10 protein-coding genes and 1 tRNA gene are annotated in these 20,511 nt (G+C 67.4%); 3 read left to right on the top strand and 8 right to left on the bottom strand.

Translation table 11 applies throughout. From position 1 onward, the window contains the following. The 3 genes from ABIS05_RS14855 to ABIS05_RS14845 all read right to left on the bottom strand — a co-directional run. A partial coding sequence (locus ABIS05_RS14855) for a chemotaxis protein CheW (protein WP_348009801.1) occupies positions 1–386 on the bottom strand: 386 nt, incomplete at its 3' end. A gap of 31 nt (positions 387–417) precedes the next feature. Next, positions 418–3,591, bottom strand: a complete 3,174-nt coding sequence (locus ABIS05_RS14850; RefSeq protein WP_348009800.1) for a CHASE domain-containing protein — start codon at positions 3,589–3,591, stop codon at positions 418–420. A 145-nt stretch (positions 3,592–3,736) separates the two neighbouring features. Then, the gene (locus ABIS05_RS14845) at positions 3,737–6,298 is read right to left on the bottom strand and encodes an FtsX-like permease family protein (protein WP_348009799.1); all 2,562 of its coding nucleotides are present in this window, start codon (positions 6,296–6,298) and stop codon (positions 3,737–3,739) included. A gap of 56 nt (positions 6,299–6,354) precedes the next feature. Here ABIS05_RS14845 and ABIS05_RS14840 point away from each other — a divergent pair. Beyond that, positions 6,355–6,428 (top strand) — tRNA-Gly (locus tag ABIS05_RS14840). 247 nt (positions 6,429–6,675) lie between these two features. On the opposite strand, the gene ABIS05_RS14835 is transcribed toward ABIS05_RS14840, so the two are convergent. Next, positions 6,676–8,358 carry a bifunctional metallophosphatase/5'-nucleotidase gene (locus tag ABIS05_RS14835; protein ID WP_348009798.1) on the bottom strand — a complete coding sequence of 561 codons (1,683 nt, stop codon included), beginning with the start codon at positions 8,356–8,358 and terminating at the stop codon, positions 6,676–6,678. Between the two features lie 417 nt (positions 8,359–8,775). On the opposite strand from ABIS05_RS14835, the gene ABIS05_RS14830 reads away from it, so the two are divergent. Further along, positions 8,776–11,301 carry a TonB-dependent receptor domain-containing protein gene (locus tag ABIS05_RS14830; RefSeq protein WP_348009797.1) on the top strand — a complete coding sequence of 842 codons (2,526 nt, stop codon included), beginning with the start codon at positions 8,776–8,778 and terminating at the stop codon, positions 11,299–11,301. A 203-nt stretch (positions 11,302–11,504) separates the two neighbouring features. On the opposite strand, the gene ABIS05_RS14825 is transcribed toward ABIS05_RS14830, so the two are convergent. Continuing rightward, positions 11,505–12,989 carry an NAD-dependent succinate-semialdehyde dehydrogenase gene (locus tag ABIS05_RS14825; protein WP_348009796.1) on the bottom strand — a complete coding sequence of 495 codons (1,485 nt, stop codon included), beginning with the start codon at positions 12,987–12,989 and terminating at the stop codon, positions 11,505–11,507. A 107-nt stretch (positions 12,990–13,096) separates the two neighbouring features. Between ABIS05_RS14825 and alaS the strand changes: the two genes are divergently transcribed. Beyond that, positions 13,097–15,721, top strand: a complete 2,625-nt coding sequence (alaS, locus tag ABIS05_RS14820) for an alanine--tRNA ligase (protein WP_348009795.1) — start codon at positions 13,097–13,099, stop codon at positions 15,719–15,721. Between the two features lie 72 nt (positions 15,722–15,793). Here alaS and ABIS05_RS14815 read toward each other — a convergent pair whose 3' ends face one another. The 3 genes from ABIS05_RS14815 to ABIS05_RS14805 all read right to left on the bottom strand — a co-directional run. Next, positions 15,794–17,719 (bottom strand): methyl-accepting chemotaxis protein, encoded by a 1,926-nt coding sequence (locus ABIS05_RS14815; RefSeq protein ID WP_348009794.1) that lies wholly within the window; start codon positions 17,717–17,719, stop codon positions 15,794–15,796. Between the two features lie 90 nt (positions 17,720–17,809). Beyond that, positions 17,810–18,334 carry a chemotaxis protein CheW gene (locus ABIS05_RS14810; protein ID WP_348009793.1) on the bottom strand — a complete coding sequence of 175 codons (525 nt, stop codon included), beginning with the start codon at positions 18,332–18,334 and terminating at the stop codon, positions 17,810–17,812. Positions 18,335–18,366: 32 nt separating this feature from the next. After that, on the bottom strand, positions 18,367–20,511 hold a 2,145-nt coding region (locus ABIS05_RS14805), incomplete at its 5' end, for a chemotaxis protein CheW (RefSeq protein WP_348009792.1).

The following is a 20,511-nucleotide window of genomic DNA, read 5'->3' as shown; positions in this document are numbered from 1 at the left end:
CTCATCTCGGGCGCGGGCTTGATCGTTCCGGCATCGAGCGCCAGCACGTCGGAGACCGAGTCGACGACGATGCCGACGACGCGCCCGCCGACGTTGAGCACGACGACGACGGTGAAGGCGTTGTATTCGCTGGCCTGGCCCAGGCGGATGCGCAGATCCAGGATGGGCACGATGACGCCGCGCAGGTTGACGACGCCCTTGATGAAGGCCGGCGCGTTGGCCACACGGGTGGGCGCTTCGTAGGAGCGGATCTCCTGCACGCGCAGGATGTCGATGCCGTATTCCTCTTCGCTGATGCGGAAGGTCAGGAACTGGCGGCCGTCGCTGCGTGCCAGAGCCTGCACGGCCTGGGCGCCGGTGCTGGGAACGAGGTCGGTGGAGCTCATTGTTTACTGCGCTTGGAGAGTGGCCTGCGCCTCATTTTGCACGCTCCGGTGCCGCCGCCGGTGCCAACAATTCGTCAACCAAGGCCAGCAGCTCGCGCACGTCGAGCGGCTTGGTGAGGTAGTGCTCGGCGCCGGCCGTCTGCGCCAGGGCGATCTGCTCCGGCTGGGCGTTGGCCGACACGACGACGACGGGCGGCGGCGTGCTGCCGAGCTCGCGCAGCCGCCGAAGCAGCGTCAGTCCGTCGCCATCGGGCAGTTGCCAGTCCAGCAGCAGCAGCGCCGGCGGCCGCTCGTGCATTGCGCGCAGGCCGGCTTGCACCGTCGGCGCCACTTCCAGTTCCAGCCCGGGGCGCTGGTCGAGGATGCCGCGCATGACTTCGGCGTTCAGCGGGTTGTCCTCGACGTAGAGCACGCGCCGATGCGGGCCGGCCTGGGGCGCGGCGGGTTCGGTCGGGCCGGCTTCGACAGCGGTAGCCATCTGCGCGTTCGCGGCGGGCAGCCTGAGCACGAAGCAGGCGCCCTCGCCATCGACGGCCTCGGCGCGCAGGCTGCCGCCCATCATCTCTGCCAGGCGCTGGCTGATGACGAGACCGATGCCGGTGCCGGGCAGGCCGCTGCGCTCGCGGCCCAGGCGATTGAAAGGCTGGAAGAGGCTGGCGCGCTGCTCGTCGGTCAGGCCCAGGCCCGTGTCGCGTACAGCGACCTCCACCCAGCCCGGCTCAGGCGCGCTGGACTCGATGCTGACGCTGCCGCCGACGCGGTTGTACTTGACGGCATTGCTGAGCAGGTTGGTCAGCACCTGGGTCACGCGGGTCGGGTCGCCCACGAGGTGCAGCGCCGCCGCGTCCAGCCGCTGGCTGATGGCCAGGCCGCGCTCGGCGGCGTTCCCCTGCACCAGGGCCAGCGCGCGGGCCAGCACGGCGGGCAGGTCCAGCACGACGGGCTCCAGGCGCAGCGAGCCGGCTTCGATGCGCGACAGGTCCAGCGTGTCGTTGATCATCTCCAGCAGGTGCCAGCCCGCCTGGGCGATCTGCTGGGCGCGGCCGCGCTGCGCCGGCGACAGGGGTTCGCCGGTGTCCATCTGCATCAGCTGCGTGAAGCCGAGGATGGCGTTCATCGGCGTGCGCAGCTCATGGCTCATGCGCGACAGGAATTCGTTCTTGGCCTGGTTGGCGGCCTCGGCGGCCTCGCGGGCGCGGTCCAGCTCTTCGAAGCGCCGCTGGTCGGTGATGTCTTCGATGATGCCCACCATCCGGTGCGGCCTGCCGTCGGCGCCGCGCAGCAGACTGACGAGCACGCGGGCGTAGACGACGATGCCGTCCGGCCGCACGTAGCGCTTCAGGCGCCGGTAGAAGGGCAGTTCGCCGCGCATCAGGCGGCGTGCGAGGCGGATGTCCTCGCGACGGTCATCGGCATGGGTCACGTCGATGGCGCGCCGCCCCATCAGCGCTTCGGCCGAATGCCCGACGAGGCTGCTGAAATACGCGTTGACCTCCTGGAAGGCGCCGTTCAGGTCGGTGAAGACGATGCCGATGGGCGCCGTCTCGAAGATGCTGTGAAAGCGCTGCTCGCTCTGGTTCAGCGCGTGAGCGCCTTCGGCACGGCCGGCGATCGCGCGCTCCAGTTCTGCGGTGCGCTGCTGCACCAGCGCCTCGACGTGCTGGGTGCGGCCCGATATCAGCAGCAGCAGGGCGCCCACCATGGCCGTGGCCAGCAGGCCCACCAGCGCAAACGCCCAGCTGCGGCCGGGCGCCTGGGTCATGCCGGGCAGGTCGTAGATGCGCACCTCCCAGTGCTGGCCGCCAAAGTCGAGCGGCATCTTGACCAAGGGCAGGGCGGCGTCGTCGCCGCGCTGCACGGCCTCGCAGCCCGGCGGCCCGGCCAGGCGCGGGAAGGTGGCTTGTGGCGCCAGGTCGACGAGGCAGGCGCCGAATTGCTCGGGCCACTGTGCGGCCAGGCGCGACAGCAGCAGGTCCGGCCGCAGCGTGGCGAAGACGAAGCCGTCCCGCGCCAGCGCACGTTCGGAACCGTGGCCGAAGTACAGCGGCTGATAAACCACGACACCGATGGCGCCATCACGGTCTTGTGACAGCTGCATGCCCGTTGACGCCGTTGGCCGACCCGAAGCTGCCGCCCGTTCGATGGCCGCTCGTGCGCCGGGCACGCTGCGCACGTTCACGCCCAGCGCGCCGATGTTGCGCTGCAGCGGCTCGATGAGGCGGATGGCCATCGCGTCTTCGTCGGGCGGCGTTTGCACGTCGCCGGCGCGCGTGCGGTCGCGTACGCGGTAGCGAATCGGAAAGTTGTCGGCGGCGGCAGCGGCGTTGAAGCGCTCGATGTCGTCACGGGGCACGCGCAGCGTCAGCCCCAGGGCGATCAACGGGCTGTCTTCGGTCAGGAAGCCGTTCGACACGAGCGCGAACTCTTCGCGCGTCGGCCGGGGCTTGACCTTCGCGAGGCCGTGCACGCCCTCCAGCGCCAGCAGCGGCTCGCGCAGGCGGCTGGCCAGCGTCTGGGCGGCGTTGGTCGCGTCGCGCGTGAAGTCGGAGCGGTTGCGCTGGCGATCCCAATCCATCGTCGCCGCCACCCCCAGCGCGACGAGCAGCGTTGTCAACAACATGGGCAGGCCGACGCTGAGGCGCCGCGTGGCCCAGGCCGAGCGCGGGTGGCCGATGAGGGCCAGCGTGATAGGCGTGGCGATGAGCACGCCCATCAGGTCGCCCGTCCACCAGATCGTCCAGACCTGGCCCAACTGCGGGCTGGTGATGATGCCCGCAGCTTGCAGCAGCAGCGTGGCGCAGCTTGGGCTGACGACGCCCGCCAGCGTGGCCGTCGCGAGATAGCCACCCACCTCGCGCGGCGATGCCAGCACCAGTGGCCGGCCGCACCAGCGCCGCATCAGCAGCGTGCCGGCCGCAGCCTGCGCGGCGGCGCCGCAGCCGATGCCCAGCGCCAGCGGCAGGGCATCGCTGCCCAGCATGGTGGCCTGCACGGCGAAGGAGCCCAGCGCCACGGCCGGCAGATAGCGCAGGCCCCACACCAGCAGCACAGCCAGTCCCCAGCCGGCGGCCGGGTAAATCGGCGAGAGCTGATAGGGCGGCAGCACGATCAACAGGCCCAAGCGGCCCAGCAGGTAATAGACGGCTGTGATGCCCGCTGACAGCGCCAGGTAGCGGCCGATGTCTCGGGCACCCACTGCGGTCACTGGTGCACCCTTCGGCCTGCGGCCTTGCCTGGCCGCCGGATCGGCCAGGCGTTCGCCAGGCATGAGATGCCCTCAGGGCATCTCAAGTCCGGGCTCACTCCCGCCAAGCGGGAGCGAGCTTGCTTGGGGCGGCCCGGCGCTGCGCTCATTCGGCCTGCGCCTCTCGCAGCGTCTGCATCACCGGCCGCTGCAGCACGCCGCGCAGGCTCCACCAACCGGCGCTCCAGGCCAGCAGCGCGCCGCAGACCGCGCTCACGAGCGGCACCCAGGGCTTGAGCTGCCAATCGAACTCGAACACGAAGCGCGCCAGCAAGGCCGCCAGCACGAGCGCCACGCCGCCGGCCAGAAAGCCCGCCAGCGCCCCCACGCCCAGCAGCTCGGCGCGCTGCACCTGCGCCAGCAGCGACGACGGCGCGCCCAAGGCCCGCATCAGCCCGAACTCGCGGGTGCGCGCCTCCCGGGTGCTGCCCACGGCTGCGAGTAGCACGACCAGCCCGGTCGCCAGCGTGAAGCCGAACAGGAACTGCACCGCCTGGATGACCTGGTCCAGCACGCCCTGCACCTGGTTGAGCTGGGCCGACACATCGATGACGGTCAGGTTGGGAAACTGCCGCGCCAGCTCTCGGTCCAGCTTGCTGGCGGCTGGCATGCGATAGGCGGCGATCTGCGTGGCCGGCAGATCGGGCAGCTCGGCTTTTTCGAACAGTACGAAGAAGTTCACCCGCATCGACGACCAGTCCACCTTGCGCAGGCTGGTGACGCGGCCCACCGCCGGCTGCCCGGCGATGTCGAAGGCGAGGGCGTCGCCCAGCTTCAGGTTCAGTGTCTTGGCCAGGCCTTCCTCCACGCTCATGCCCAGCTCGCCCGGCGCTGCGGCGCCCCAGCGGCCGGCCACGATCAGGTTGTGCTCGGGCAGCTCGGCCGTGTGGCTGAGGTTGAACTCACGTTCGGCCAGGCGTTGGGCGCGGTCCTCGGTGAAGTGCTTGCCCTGCACGGTCTCGCCGTTGATCGTTGTCAGGCGCCCGCGAATCATGGGGTACCAGTCGAACTTGGCAATGCTGGCGTCGGTCAGCAGCTTGCGGAAGGCCTCGCCCTGGTCGGGCTGGATGTTGATGACGAAGCGGTCGGGCGCCGCTGCCGGCGTGGCGCGGCGCCAGCTGTCGATGAGGTCGGTGCGCAGCAGCACCAGCAGCACCAGCGCCAGCAGGCCCACGGCCAGCGACGACACCTGCATCACCGCAAAACCCGGCCGCGCCGCCACCTGGCGCGTGGCCAGCAGCAGCCAGCGCGGCACGCCCGCACCGCTGACGTTGGCCGGCACGATGCGGCGCAGCAGCTTCACCGCGCCCCAGGCCAGCCCCGCGAACACCAGCACCGCGCCGGCAAACCCCGCCGCTGCGATGGCGCCCAGCACCACGTCGCCCGCCAGCACGACGAGGATGGCAGCGAGCCCCGCCACACCGGCGCCCAGCACCAGCAGCGAGCTGGCCTTGGGCGCGCCCAGCTCACGGCGGATGACGCGCAACGGCGGCACGGCGGCGAGCTGCAGCACCGGTGGCAGGCCAAAGCCCAGCAGCAGGGACAGGCCCAGGCCCAGCCCGAGCAGCGCCGGCCAGATGCTGGGGGCCGGCAGCGCCACATTGATCAGGCCGGCCAGCAGCGTCACGAAGACCTGGTGCAAGGCCAAGCCGATCAGCACGCCCGCGACGCTGGCGGCGAGGCCGGCGAGTAGGAACTCCAGCCCATAGGCCCAGGCAATGCGCCGCTGCGGCTGGCCCAGCACGCGCAGCATGGCGCAGGCATCCAAATGACGCGCCGCGAAGTCGCGTGCGGCCAGGGCCACGGCCACGGCCGCGAGCAGGGCCGACAGCATCGCCACCAGCCGCAGGAAGCGCGCCGCGCGGTCCAGCGTCTGGCGCATTTCGGGCCGGCCGGACTCCAGCGACTCCAGGCGCAGGCCGCGCAGCTTCTGCACCTCGATGAGCTTCTCGGCGCCCGCGACGAAGCGCTTCACCGCATCCGGCGCCGCACCGGGCGCCGGCACCAGGGCCAGACGGTAGGTGATGCGGCTGGCCGGCTGCACGAGGTTCGTGGCGGCCAGGTCGGTCTCGGTCAGCATCACGCGCGGCGCGAAGTTGATGAAGCCGGCACCGCGGTCGGGTTCGGTCTCGATGAGGGCGGCGAGCTTGAAGCGGCTGTCGCCCAGCAGCAGCGTGTCGCCCACCTTCAGGCCCAGGCCGTCGGCCACAGCCGGGTCTGCCCAGACCTCGCCTGCGGCGGGCGCGCTGCCCTGGCCGGGCAGGCTTTCGCGCAGGGCGATGCGGCCGCGCAGCGGGTAGCCGCTGCTGACCGACTTGACCGACACGAGCCGGCTCTCGCCGCCCTGGGTCTCGATGGCCCGCGCCATGCTCGGGAAGGCCGCGCTGCGCACGCTGGTCAGCTTCAGCTCGGCCGCCAGGTCGACGATGGCCTGCGGCGTGGGCTGGTCACTGGCGACGACGGCATCGCCGCCGAGCAACTGGGCGGCGTCGCGGCGCAGGCCCTGGTCGAGTCGGTCCGACAGGAAGGCCACGGCGCACAGGGCCGCGACGGCCAGCGCGACCGCCAGCATCAACAAACGAAGTTCGCCGGCCCGCCAGTCCCGCAGCAATTGGCGCCAGGCGAGCAGCAGCGTGGCGGGCGGACGCGATACAGCAGGTGACGACATGCGCGCGACTGTAGCGGCGCTGGCTCACCGCTTGATCACGTAGACTGCGGGCCGACGCGGGTGTAGTTCAATGGTAGAACTCCAGCTTCCCAAGCTGATTACGTGGGTTCGATTCCCATCACCCGCTCCAAACAAAAAAGGCCCCCAAGGGGCCATTTTTGTTTGGATAGGGGTCTTGGGATGAGACCCCACCCGGGTTCGCTCAAGGACAGCCGGCGGCTGTCCTTGGACGTGCCGCAGCCACGGGCCGAACGAGAGGGAGGCCGAGGAATCGGCCCCCAGCCGATTCAGAGCATTCCCATCACCCGCTCCAAATGCAGACGGCCCCGAAAGGGCTCGTTCGCGTTGGAATGGACCTTGGTTTGCCCTGCCTTTTGTTACTCCCTGACGATGCGGCCTGATGAGGTCCGCTCGACCGCCTGGGGTTGGTTGCGCAACAGTTCGACCAGGGCGTCGATGTCAGTGCCCAGCACGGCGCGGTCGCGGCCGTGGCGGAAGCCCGCCTGCTCGTCGCCGCCTTCGGACAGGAAGTTGTTGACGACGATGCGGTAGTCGCGCGTGCGCTCCAGCGGTTTGCCGTCGATAAGGATCTCGCCGAGCTCAGGCTTGCCATCAGCCCCGGCGCGCCAGCGGTAATGCAGCGTCCACGAAGGTTGCAGCATGCGCGGCGCCGCGCCGGCCTTGGGCAACTGGCGCTGTAGCACGTCCCAGAGCTGCTGGCCGGTCAGGGTCAGCGCGACGAGCTCATTGCCGAAGGGCTGGATGGCCAGCAAGTCGCTCATCGTCGTCGCCCGGCCGGCCTCCACCACCAGGTCGGCCCGGATGCCGCCCGGGTTCATGAAGGCGATGTCGGCTGCGGTGCCTTGCTTGCGGGCAAAGGCGAGCTGGCTATCGGCAATCAGGTTGCCCAGGGCGGCGTCGCCGTTGGGATCCTTGGCGCTGCGCACGGCGCCGCGCGGCAGTGTCGCCACCGGCTTGGTGCGCGCGGCCTCGGTCAGCGCGGCGGCGCGGGCGACCAGTTCGGCGAGCTTCGGGTTGGGCGCGTAGACCGATTGCAGCACCGGGTGATTGACGGCGCTCGCCTCGACCACGCGGCCGGATGCGTCCAGCTTGAGGTGGGTCTCGGTGATCCAGCCGCCGTAGCTGCCGGCCTGCACGACGAGGCGGCCGTTGATCTTGCAGGTGTAGGCCTGGTGGGTGTGGCCGCCGATGATCACGGCGTAGGCCGGGTCCAGGCGCGTGGCGATGTCGTGCACGCGGCCCGTCAGCGTCGGGCAGGTATAGCTCGGGTCGTTGGCGCTGGCGCCCGGGCCCTGTACGCCGCCCTCATGCATCACTGCCACCAGCACCTGGGCGCCCTCGGCCTTGAGCTGGGGCACGAGGGCGTTCAGCGTGTCGGCCTCGTCGGCGAAGCGGATGCCCGCGATGGCCTTCGCGACGATGACCTGCGGCGTGTCCTTTGTGGCCACACCGGCGATGGCGACCTTCAACTTGCCGGCCTGCTTGATGACATGGGTCGGCAGCAGGGGCTTGCCGGTCTTCGCGTCCAGCACGTTGGCGCCGAGATACGGGAAGCCGGGGCCTTGGAAGCCTGGCCACAGGCAGCCGTTGGCGCCGCATTCACCGCGGGTCTGGCGCAGCAACTCGGGCAGGCCGGCATCCAGCTCGTGGTTGCCCAGGGCGCTGGCCGAAATGCCGAGCTGGGACATGGCCGCCAGCGTGGGCTCGTCGCGCAGCAGGTTGGAGATGAGCGGCGAGGCGCCGATCAGGTCGCCGCCCGCCACGATGAGCGCGTCAGGGTGCTTGGCCTGCAACTCGGCCAGCGCCGTGGCCAGGTGGGCCGCGCCGCCCGCCGGCTGGGGCTTGACCTCGCCGGTGACGGCGTCGGGCAGGCGGGGCATCAGCGGTGTGGGGCGGGCCGGCTGGATATTGCCGTGGAAGTCGTTGATGGACAGCAGCGTCAACTCGGTGTTGCTGGCGGGCGGCGACGTGACGCAGCCACCGAGCAGGGCGCTGGCGACTGCGCCGGCAAAGGCGGCGCGCAAGGGGCGAAAGTGCATGGCGGGGCAGAGATTCGAGGCAATCGAGCATCTTAGGAGGGGCAGGGTTGCGGCAGTTTGTAGCGGTTTTGCGACATTTGTGCGGAGGTTCAGGCACGGTGTTGACGCGCTGGATCGACCTCAATTGGTGCGTGGTAACCGAGAAGCCGGCGCGCTTCCTCTGGGAAAAATTCACCCACGCAGCGGCTTGCGCGCCTGCCAGTCGCAGCCGATTGATGCACCTGTTCGGTGCTTCTCCGAGGCGCGCTGCTCAAAAAATCGCCACTTCTGACTTACCCGTAAAGTTCTGTCACGGAAAGTCATGACAATTCCCGGACGGTTGGAAGTCCGCCATCGGCTGCTGGTCATTTGACGAGCAGCGCCTACCAAATTTGTCAACGCCATGCGCGCCTTGCCGCGCCCACTAGGAGTCTAGGAATGAAGAGCAGACTGTTCTGCAAGACGGCCACGGCCCTGGCCGTTTCCGTACTGGCCACCGGCTTGGTGTATGCGCAGGAAGCGGCAAAGGAAGAAGCTGCACCGCGCGCCAAGGACGACACGGTTCGTCTGGGCACGATCACGGTCGTTGGCTCCGGCGCCAAGCTCGGCACCGGCATGATGCTCAACGATGACTCGGTCAAGGGCCGCAGCACCATCACCAAGGCGGCGATGGAGAAGGAACTCGGCACCGGCAACGTGCTGCAGAGCATTGCGCAACTGCCTGGCGTGAACACCTACAGCTACGACGCGACCGGCCTGTTCGGTGGCGACGTGACCATCCGTGGTTTCAGCTCCGACCAGATCGGCTTCACCGTGAACGGCGTGCCGGTCAACGATTCGGGCGGCTATGCCTTCTACGCCCAGGAAATGATCGACAAGGAGAACGTCTGCAGCGCTTCGGTGGCCCAGGGCTCTCCCGAGCTGGAATCGCCGCACAGCGGCGCCACGGGCGGCAGCGTGAGCATGATTACCTGCGACCCGACGGACCAGTTCCGTATTCGCGCCACCCAAACCCTCGGCGGCCTGAATCTGAATCGCAGCTTCGTGCGCGTGGACTCGGGTCGTTTCATGAACAACATGGCCAAGGTCTTCCTGAGCTATTCGCACGCTGAGGCAGACAAGTGGAAGGGCGTCGGCAAGGCCAAGAAGGACCACATCGATGCGGGCTTCTCGTTGGACCTGAACGAGGACAACAAGATCCTGGGTTCGGTGCTGTACAACCGGATGGTCAACCAGAACATCTTCTCGGTCAGCCTGGCGCAACTCGCTGCGAACGGTTATTCCGGCTACGACTACGCAACCACCTTCCGACCAATTACGGTGCCGCCGAAAGACAACAATTCGGCGCAAATCACTCCCGGCGTGGATACGCCTCAATCGCCGATCTATTACGGCATGGCGCTGAATCCGTTCAAGAACGTCATCGCGTCGGTGTCGGGCTCGTTCAAAGTGGCCCCGGACACCTACCTGAAGGTGCAGCCGTACATGTGGTATGGCTTCGGCAACGGGGGCTGGAGCGAAGTCGGGCTGAGTGAGACCGGCTCCAACATCGTGCTGACCCTCCCGGGCGCCACCAGTTCCACGACATACTCGCCGCTCCTCGGTGGCGCCGTCGATCTCAATGGCGATGGGGATACGAAGGATCTGTTTCGCGTCGCCCGCGCCAGCGTGACCAAGACGAGCCGTCCCGGCATCACCGGTGAACTCAGCACCACGATGGGCAGCCATTACCTGAAGGCGGGTCTGTGGTACGAACGTGCCACGCACACCCAGACCCAGCCGGCCGTTCGTATCGGTGCCGACGGCGTCCCGATGGACATCTGGCTGCAGGAAGGCTGCATCCAGCGCGCTGACAAGAGCTGCTACGAAGGCCGCAACACCAAGACGATCAGCACCGCCTACCAGGTCTATCTGAATGACCAGATCACGCTGCTGAACGACCGGGCTTTCCTGAACCTGGGTCTGCGCCTGCCGACCGTCAAGCGTGACGTCTACAACTACGCCAACGAAAGCGGCAACCTGCCCTTCACGGTGAACAACACGACCGGCGCCTACACGGCGGGCGCTGCCGGCACCCGCGTGTTCCAGGACTACAACATCAAGCGCAGCTTCAGCGAGGTGCTGCCGCAACTCGGCGCCCGCTTCAACATCAACAGCCAGCAGCACGTTTTCCTGAACATCGCGAAGAACTTCCGCGCACCGCCGAACTTCGCTTACTTCGGCAGCTATGTCGGTCTGGTCACCAAGAATGGCTCGACCAACATGGAGCCCCTGGTCGAAGTCAAGGCGGAAACGTCGGTGATGCTTGATGGCGGCTGGCGCTTCCAGTCCAAGGACGTCTCGATCTCGGCCACCGTCTATAACAAGAGCTTCAAGAACCGCCAGGTTCAAGCGACGGATCCGAACACGCTGCAAAGCACCTACATCAACGCCGGTGGCACGACGGGCCAAGGCCTTGAACTGGAAATCGGCAGCGGTGTCGTCAACGGCTTCTCGGCCTACGGTTCGCTGACGCTGCAGAAGGAAACGATGAACGAGGACTTGCGGGTCAACGCCACCGGCTATCTACCGACGGCGGGCAAGCAGTTCGGCAAGGTGCCTGACAAGATGGCCTCGCTGTCGCTGCAATACGAAGAGGGCCCGATCTATCTGCGCGCGCGGGGCAAGTTCACTGCCGCGCAGTACGTCGACCTGATGAACCAGGAAGCGGCACCGAGCTACAGCACGTTTGACCTGGACGCTGGCTACAAGTTCGCCAACTGGGGCATGTTGAAGAACCCGCAACTGCGGCTGAACATTGCCAACATCGGCAACAAGCAGTTCCGCAACCCGTCGTCGATCATCACGAACGCGGCTTCGACCACGCTCAACGGTTCCGGCGCGAACTACAACCCGAGCACCGAGTTCTACTATCTTGGCGCCCCGCGCCTGACCTCGCTGACCTTCAGCGTTGATTTCGAGTAAGCCGTAAGCATCATGACTGCCGGGCGCACCAGGCCCGGCTAGTCGTTTCGGCAACCGCGAGCGCAGCCAAAAGCTGCCTCGCGGTTTTTTCGTTTCTGAACCGGCGGGTTTGCAATCAGAGCGAGGACAAGGCGCGAAGCCGCAGACAGTGCTTGAGCACGGCAAGGCGAAGCAACGCAGTCATCGCTTTGATTGCGAAGCCGTCACTTCTGGATGTCGCCGAGGCAGATGTACTTCACCTCGACATAGTCCTCAATGCCCTGCCGTGCCCCTTCGCGGCCCAGGCCTGATTGCTTGACCCCGCCGAAGGGCACTTCGGCCGTCGAGATCAGCCCCGTGTTCACGCCCACCATGCCGTACTCCAGCGCCTCACTGACGCGGAAGATGCGGCCGATGTCGCGGCTGTAGAAGTAGCTGGCCAGGCCGAACTCGGTGGCGTTGGCGAGCGCGATGGCGTCGGCCTCGGTTTGGAACTTGAACACCGGCGCGACCGGGCCGAAGGTCTCCTCGCGTGAGCACAGCATCTGCGGCGTTGCGTCGGCCAGCAGCGTGGGCTCGAAGAAGTTGCCGGCCGCCGTCTCCACGCGCTTGCCGCCGGCCAGAACCTTGGCACCCAGCGCGATGGCGTCGGCGACGTGGGTCTCGACTTTCTGCAGCGCCTGCGCATCGATCAGCGGGCCGACGTTGATGCCGGCGTCGAAACCATTGCCCGTCTTGAGTTGCCCCAGCTTGGCCGCGAACTTCTCCAGGAAGGCGTCATACACGCCTGCCTGCACGTAGATGCGGTTGGCGCTCACGCAGGTCTGGCCGGCGTTGCGGTATTTGCTGGCCAGGGCGCCTTCGACGGCCGAGTCCAGGTCGGCGTCGTCGAAGACGATGAAGGGCGCATTGCCACCCAACTCCAGGCTCAGCTTCTTGATCGTCGGCGCGCATTGCCTCATCAGGATGCGGCCCACCTCGGTGGAGCCGGTGAACGACAGGTGGCGCACGACATCGCTCTCGCACAGCACCTGGCCGATCTCGATGGATTGCTGTGAGTCCGCCGTCAGCACGTTCAGTACACCCGCCGGCATGCCGGCCTGCTGGGCCAGTTCGGCGGCGGCCAGCGCCGTCAGCGGCGTGGCCTCGGCCGGCTTGATGATGACCGTGCAACCGGCGGCCAGGGCCGGCGCCACCTTGCGCGTGATCATCGCCAGCGGGAAGTTCCACGGCGTGATGGCCGCGCACACGCCCACGGCCTGCTTGATGACCAGGTAGCGCTTGCTCGGGTCGGTTGTCGGGATGGTCTCGCCGTAGACGCGCTTGCCCTCTTCGGCAAACCAGTCCAGGAAGCTCGCGCCGTAGATCACCTCGCCGCGCGCCTCGGCCAGCGGCTTGCCTTGCTCGGCGGTCATCAGCCGAGCGAGGTCATCCGCATGCTTGACCAGCAGTTGCTGCCAGCGCACCAGCACGGCAGCGCGCTCCTTGGCGGGCTTGGCGCGCCAGGCGGTCAGCGCGTTGGCGGCCGCTGCGATGGCTTCCTGCGCTTCGGCGCGACCGAGGTTGGGCACCTGGGCCAGCTCGCGGCCGGTGGCGGGGTCGGTCACGGCAAAGGTGGCGGGGCCGCCGACCCATTCGCCATTGATCAGGGCCTGCGTGCGCAGTAGGCCGGGGTTGTCCAGTGCATCCAGCGGGGAATTCGCGTCCATCGGGGGGCTCTCCTGTCGTATTGAGAGTCACTCTACCCGGGCGGCGTAAAGGCCCCTCCCTACAATCTGCCTTCTTTGTCACTGACCTTTTCCAGGGAAGCCGCTGCATGAAAGCCGCCGAGATCCGCCAGACCTTTCTGAAGTTCTTCGAGTCGAAAGGCCACCAGATCGTCGCGTCCAGCCCCGTCGTGCCGGGTGACGACCCGACGCTGCTGTTCACGAACGCCGGCATGAACCAGTTCAAGGATGTGTTCCTGGGCTTTGACAAGCGCGCCTACTCGCGTGCCACCACCAGCCAGAAGTGCATCCGCGCCGGCGGCAAGCACAACGACCTGGACAACGTCGGCTACACCGCGCGCCACCACACCTTCTTCGAGATGCTGGGCAACTTCAGCTTCGGCGACTACTTCAAGAAGGATGCTATTCACTTCGCCTGGGAGCTGCTGACGGTCAACTTCAAGCTGCCGGCCGACAAGCTCTGGGTCACCGTCTACGCCGACGACGACGAGGCTTACGACATCTGGAACAAACAAGTGGGCGTGCCCGCCGAGCGCATCGTGCGCATCGGCGACAACAAGGGCGCGCGCTACATGTCCGACAACTTCTGGATGATGGGCGACACCGGCCCCTGCGGCCCCTGCACCGAGATCTTCTTCGACCACGGCGAGGACGTGGCCGGCGGCCCCCCAGGCTCGGCCGAGCAGGACGGCGACCGCTACATCGAGATCTGGAACAACGTCTTCATGCAGTTCAACCGGACGGAAGACGGCGTGATGCACCCGCTGCCCAGGCCGTCGGTGGACACCGGCATGGGCCTGGAGCGCCTGGCTGCGGTGCTGCAGCATGTGCACAGCAACTACGAGATCGACACCTTCGTGAACCTGCTCGCGGCCGCCAAGTCGGCCGTGGATGCAGCCGGCGGCGGCGACTGCGATGCGACGAGCCCGTCACTGAAGGTCATTGCCGACCACATCCGCGCCTGCGCCTTCACCGTCGTCGACGGCATCATTCCGGGCAACGCCGGCCGCGGCTATGTGCTGCGCCGCATCGCCCGCCGCGCCATCCGCCACGGCTACAAGCTCGGCGCGCGCACGCCGTTCTTCCACAAGCTGGTCGCGGCACTGGCCACCGAGATGGGCGAGGCCTACCCCGAGATCCGAACGGGCCAGGCGCGCGTGACCGATGTGCTGAAGCAGGAGGAAGAGCGCTTCTTCCAGACCATTGCCACCGGCATGGAAATCCTCGATGCAGCCCTCGCCAAGGGTAGCAATGTCGATGGCGACACCGCCTTCAAGCTGCACGACACCTACGGCTTCCCGGTCGACCTGACCGCCGACGTCTGCCGCGAGCGCGGCGTGACGGTGGACGAGGCGCGCTTCAACGAACTGCTCGAAGAGCAGAAGAACCGCGCCCGTGCCGCCGGCAAGTTCAAGATGGCGCAGGGCCTGGCCTACAGCGGCGCGCCGACCGAGTTCCATGGCTACGACGGACTGCAGGTCGAGACGGCGACCGTCACGGCCATCTACGTCGATGGTGCCCAGGTCGATGAAGCCCGCGCTGGCGACGACGCCGTCATCGTGCTCGACCGCACCCCGTTCTACGCCGAGAGCGGCGGCCAGGTGGGCGATGCCGGCGAGCTGCGCAACGGCACGACGCGCGTCGTCGTGGCCGACACGCTGAAGATCCAAGCCGATGTGTTCGGCCACCACGGCCAGGTGGTGGAAGGCTCGGTCAAGGTCGGCGACGTGCTGGTTGCCCGCGTCGACGCCGAGCGCCGTGCCAAGACCGTGCGCAACCACAGCGCCACCCACCTGATGCACAAGGCCCTGCGCGAAGTGCTGGGCGTTCATGTGCAGCAGAAGGGCTCGCTGGTGAATGCCGAGCGCACGCGCTTCGACTTCGCGCACAACGCGCCAATGACGACCGAGCAGATCAAGGAGATCGAAGCCATCGTCAACGCCGAGATCCTGGCCAACGCTGCCGCGACGGGTCAGGTCATGTCGCTGGACGACGCGCAGAAGACCGGCGCCATGATGCTGTTCGGCGAGAAGTACGGCGACAACGTGCGCGTGCTGAGCATCGGCTCATCGAAGGAACTCTGTGGCGGCACACACGTGAAGGCAACCGGCGACATCGGCCTGTTCAAGATCGTGGCCGAAGGCGGTGTGGCTGCCGGCATCCGCCGCGTCGAGGCCGTCACCGGCGGAAACGCACTGGCCTATCTGCAGTCGCTGGAAGCCACCGTGCACGCCGCCGCGCAGACGCTGAAGACCGCGCCGGCCGAGTTGGATGCTCGCTTGCACGCGGTGCTGGATCAGATCAAGTCGCTGGAGAAAGAACTCTCTGCGGCCAAGAGCAAGCTGGCATCGGCCCAGGGCGACGAACTGATGGCGCAGGCCGTCGACGTCAAGGGCATCAAGGTGCTGGCCGCCAAGCTCGAAGGCGCCGATGCCAAGACGCTGCGCGAGACCATGGACAAGCTCAAGGACAAGCTGAAGACGGCCGCCATCGTGCTGGCGGCGGTGGACGGCGACAAGGTTCAGATCGCCGCTGGTGTGACGGCCGACAGCTGCGCTAAGGTCAAGGCCGGCGAGCTGGTCAACTTTGTTGCTCAGCAAGTGGGCGGCAAGGGCGGCGGCAAGCCCGACATGGCCATGGCCGGCGGCACGCAGCCAGCCGGTGTTCAGGCCGCGCTGGCGAGCGTGGCGGCCTGGGTGGCCGAGCGCGTGTGACGCTGTTCGACCCCTCATGAAGCAAGGCCCGCGAGTTGCGGGCCTTGTTGTTTGTGCGTAGCCCTCGCAGCTCTATTCGCTGCTGGCGACGCGAAACACCGCCACGGCTTCGACGAGGCGCTGGGCCTGCTCCTTCAGGCTCTCGGCCGCAGCAGCGGACTCTTCCACGAGGGCCGCGTTCTGCTGCGTCATCTGGTCGAGCTGCACGACGGAGGTGTTGACCGTCGCGATGCCCTCGCTCTGCTCGCTGGCCGCGGAGCTGATCTCGCCAATGATGTCCTGCACGCGCTGCACGCTGGCGACGATCTCGCCCATCGTCGTGCCCGCCGTCTGCACGAGGCGGGCGCCGTTATCGACGCGCTCGACACTGTTGCCGATCAGCGCCTTGATCTCCTTGGCGGCCTCGGCGCTGCGCCCGGCCAGGGAGCGCACCTCGCTGGCGACCACCGCGAAGCCGCGGCCCTGCTCGCCGGCCCGTGCCGCCTCCACCGCCGCATTCAGCGCCAGGATGTTGGTCTGGAAGGCGATGCCGTCGATGGTGCCGATGATGTCGGCGATCTTCTTGCTGGCGACGTTGATCTCGTCCATGGTCGTGACCACCTGGCCGACGACCTCGCCGCCACGCGTGGCTGCCGACACGGCGGACTGCACCAGTTGATTGGCGGTGCGGGCCGAGTCCGCCGTCTGGCGCACCGTGCCGGTCAGCTCGCTCATCGAGGAGGCGGCGTTCTGCAGGTTGCTTGCCGTCTGCTCGGTGCGTTGGCTGAGGTCGAGGTTGCCGCTCGCGATTTCGCTGCTGGCCGTGCCGATGCTGTCGACCGAGTTGCGCACCGTGCCGATGGTCGTGGCCAGGCGCTGGCGCATGCGCTCGGTGTCCTGGATCAGCGAGCCGATCTCATCGTTGCGGCTGCTGCTGACCGACTGGCTCAGGTCGCCCTCGGCGATGGCGCCGATGGCTTTCTGAAGCGACGCCAGCGGCTGGGCCACCCAGCGGCGCATCATCCACATCAGCCCGAAGCCCAGGCCCACGGTGGTCAGCGCCAGCGCGCCCCAGAAGAACCACAGCGTCGTGCGGCCGGCGGCCTGGGCCTCGGCGCGCGACACCTGGGCGACGACCCAGTAGCCGGTCTTGTCACTCTTGCGTGCGACGGCGAAGTTATCCGTGAGGCCATTGCCGAGCACGTCGGGTACATCGTCCAGCACAACGGTGCTGGCGGTCTGCTCGGCCAGCAGCTTCTCAAAACCGGGCGCGACGCTGGACAGCAGCTTGCCCTTGGCGGTCGGGTGGGCGGCCAGCACGGCCTGGGTTGGGTCCTTGGGCACCGCGACGATGTAGGTGCCGCCATGCTCGAAGAACTTGGCGCTGCCGGACATGCGGTCCATGGCGAGCTCGAAGGCGTCGAGGTCGTAGCCGACGAAGAGAAGGCCGACGACCTTGCCGGCGTCGTTCTTGATTGGTTCGTAGTGCGTCATGTAGGCGCGCCCGAATAGCAGCGCGCGCCCAGTGAACGGCTTGCCACCGGCGACTGCTGCGTAGGCGGGACTCTGCTTGTCCAGCAGCGTGCCCATGGCACGGTCGCCCTTCTCGTTCTTCAGCGACGTGGTGATGCGCTCGAAGTCATTGCCCTTGGCGGCGAACACCGTCGCCACGCCGCCATTGACGGCAGCGAACTTGTCGACCTGCGTGAAGTTGCCGTTGAGCGTGGGGCCCCAGTCGCGCAGTTCGCCGGTCGCCTCGTCGAGCGAGAAGCTTGGGCCGAACTCCTGGCGGAAGGAGCCGAAGCTGCGTTGGATCTGCTTGGCGGCAACTTCGTCCATCGCCTGCATCGCGTCCACCAGCGATCCGGCCTTGTCGCCGACCCAGGTCTGCACCTGTTCGTTGGCGGAGCGCTTCAGCAGCGTGCCGACGATCAGACTGACGCCGAGCAGCACCACTGCGACGGCTGCGGCGCCGGTCAGCGACACCTGGCGGGCGACGGAATGTGCGGACGTGCTCAAGCGTTTCTCCAGAAGGCAAAACGTACTACGGTCCGCACGCCCCGCCTCGTTGCGGGAGGTGCTCGCAGGATCAGGATCAGGAAAGGCTGCTCAGGCAGCGATGGCGGCTTCCATCAGGCCCATCTCGGCGCTGCTCATCAGGCCTTCGATGTCCATCAGGATCAGCATGCGGTCGGCCACCGAACCGATGCCAGTGATGAAGCTGGTGTCCACCGTGGCCGAGCTCAGTTCGGGCGCCGGCTTGATCGCGTCGCGGCTCAGTTCCAGCACGTCGGAGACCGAGTCCACCACCGCGCCGACGACGCGGTTCTTGACGTTCAGCACGATGACGACGGTGAAGCTGTTGTACTCCGCCGTCGCGCAGTTGAGCTTCAAGCGCAGGTCGACGATGGGCACGATGACGCCGCGCAGGTTGACGACGCCCTTGATGAAATCGGGCGCATTGGCGATGCGCGTGGGTTGCTCGTAGGAACGGATCTCCTGCACTTTCAGGATGTCGATGCCGTACTCCTCCGAACCCAGTCGGAAGGTCAGGTACTCACCGCTCTTGGGGCCGTGGCCTTTGGTAGTGACGGCGCCGGGCTGGCGAAGGGCGGGGACGTTGCTGGCTTCCATACGAACCTCTCTGTCGATCTTCGGTTGGGTTGTTAATGGCGCGAGCGGCGCACCAGGCTGCTGACGTCCAGGATCAGCGCGACGCGACCGTCACCCATGATGGTGGCCCCGGACACGTCGTTGACCTTGCGGTAGTTGGCTTCGAGGTTCTTCACGACGACCTGCTGCTGGCCGAGGAGTTCGTCCACCAGCAGCGCGACGCGGCCACCTTCGGCCTCGACGACGACCATGATCGACGACACGTGTTCGAAGTCGAAGCGCGGCACGTCGAAGACCTTTTCAAGCTCGATGACGGGCATGTATTCGTCGCGCACCTCGACGACGCGGCCGGAGCCGGCGACGGTTTTGATGGTGTCGGACTGCACCTGGAAGGACTCGACGACCGAGGACAGCGGCAGGATGTAGCACTCGTCGCCGACGCCCACACTCATGCCGTCCATGATGGCCAGCGTGAGCGGCAGGCGCACGGACACCTTCATGCCGTAGCCTTCGGCGGAGTCGATCTCCACCGTGCCACCCAAAGAGGTGATGTTCTTCTTGACCACGTCCATGCCGACACCGCGGCCGGACACGTCGGTGACAACGTCGGCTGTAGAGAAGCCGGGCGCGAAGATCAGGCTCCAGCATTCGGCATCGGTCATGCTGTCCGGCGCGTCGATGCCCTTCTCGCGGGCCTTGCTGATGAGCTTCTCGCGGTTCAGGCCGCGGCCGTCGTCGCGCACTTCGATGACGATGCTGCCGCCCTGGTGGGAGGCCACCAGCGTGATCGTGCCCTGTTCGGGCTTGCCGCGCGCTTCGCGGTCGGCCGGCATCTCGATGCCGTGGTCGCAGCTGTTGCGCACCAGATGGGTCAGCGGGTCGGTGATCTTCTCGACCAGGCTCTTGTCCAGCTCGGTAGCTTCACCTTGCGTGACCAGCTCGACCTTCTTGCCCAGCTTGGCGGCCAGATCGCGCAGCATGCGCGGGAAGCGGTTGAAGACGGTCGACATCGGAATCATCCGGATCGACATGACCGACTCCTGCAGGTCGCGCGTGTTGCGCTCCAGGTCGGCCAGGCCCGAGGTCAGCTGCTGGTACGTCGCCGGGTCGAGTTCGCGGCTGTTCTGGGCCAGCATGGCCTGCGTGATGACGAGCTCGCCGACCAGGTTGATGAGCTGGTCGACCTTTTCGATGGAGACGCGCAGCGTCGTCTGGTCCATGGCCGCCGGCTTGCCTTCGGCCTTGGCGACCGGCGTGGCTGGGCGCGCGGCCGGCACGATGGCGGCCGTGGGCGCAGGCTCGTCAGAGGGCGTGGCGGCAGCGGCGGCATCAACGGGCAGGCCTGGGGCGTCGTCGAAGAAGCCGTAGCCGGGGTCGGAAGACGGGGCCTCGGCCGGCGGTGCACCTGGTGCCCCGTCATAGAAGCCAAAGCCCGGGCCAAGCGGGATGAGCTTGACCTGCTCACGCGCGACGTGAAAGGTGAAGAGGTCCAGCAGGTCGTTGTCGGTCGAACTGGTCAGCACCTTGAAGCGGCGCATGCCGTCGGAGCTCTGGCCGGCGTCCAGCGGTTCGATGTTGCCGAGGTCGGTGATTTCCTTGAACAGCTCGACGAGGTTGTCGGCCAGGCTCAGGTCGGTCAGTGGGCCGACCTGCAGCTCCAACAAGCGCGCGCCAGGCTTGCTGGCGGCGGCCGGTGCCGAAGCCGCAGGCTTGGGGGCCGCCGCCGAGGCAGCAACCGGCGCGGGCGCGGGCGTGGGCGCAGCGGCCGTACCGCCGCCGCCTTCGACGAAGCTCTTGACGCTGATCAGCAGGTCGGTGGTGTCGATCAGGTCGCCGGACGAACCTTGATGGCGGGCGAGCTGGGCGCGCAGTGCATCGCCAGCCTGCAGCAGCACGTCCACCATGGCCGGATTGGGCTGCAGCTCGTGGCGGCGCAGCTTGTCCAGCAGCGTCTCCATCTGGTGGGTGAGCTCGGCGACGTCGCTGAAGCCGAAGGTCGCCGCGCCGCCCTTGATGGAATGGGCGCAACGGAAGATGGCGTTCAGCTCTTCGTCGTCGGCGGCCTCGACGTTCACATTGAGCAGCAACCGCTCCATGTTGTCGAGGTTCTCGCCGGCTTCTTCGAAGAAGACCTGGTAGAACTGGCTGAGGTCGATGCCAGCACTGATGCTGGCGCCTTCGGTCGTCATGTCACCCAT

Origin of the sequence: Roseateles sp. (genome assembly GCF_039929605.1) — a bacterium.
In the GTDB taxonomy this organism is placed as follows: Bacteria; Pseudomonadota; Gammaproteobacteria; order Burkholderiales; family Burkholderiaceae_C; genus Pelomonas.
The sequence above is the reverse complement of the archived record's forward strand: the minus strand, read 5'-3'. Positions and strand labels throughout refer to the sequence as shown.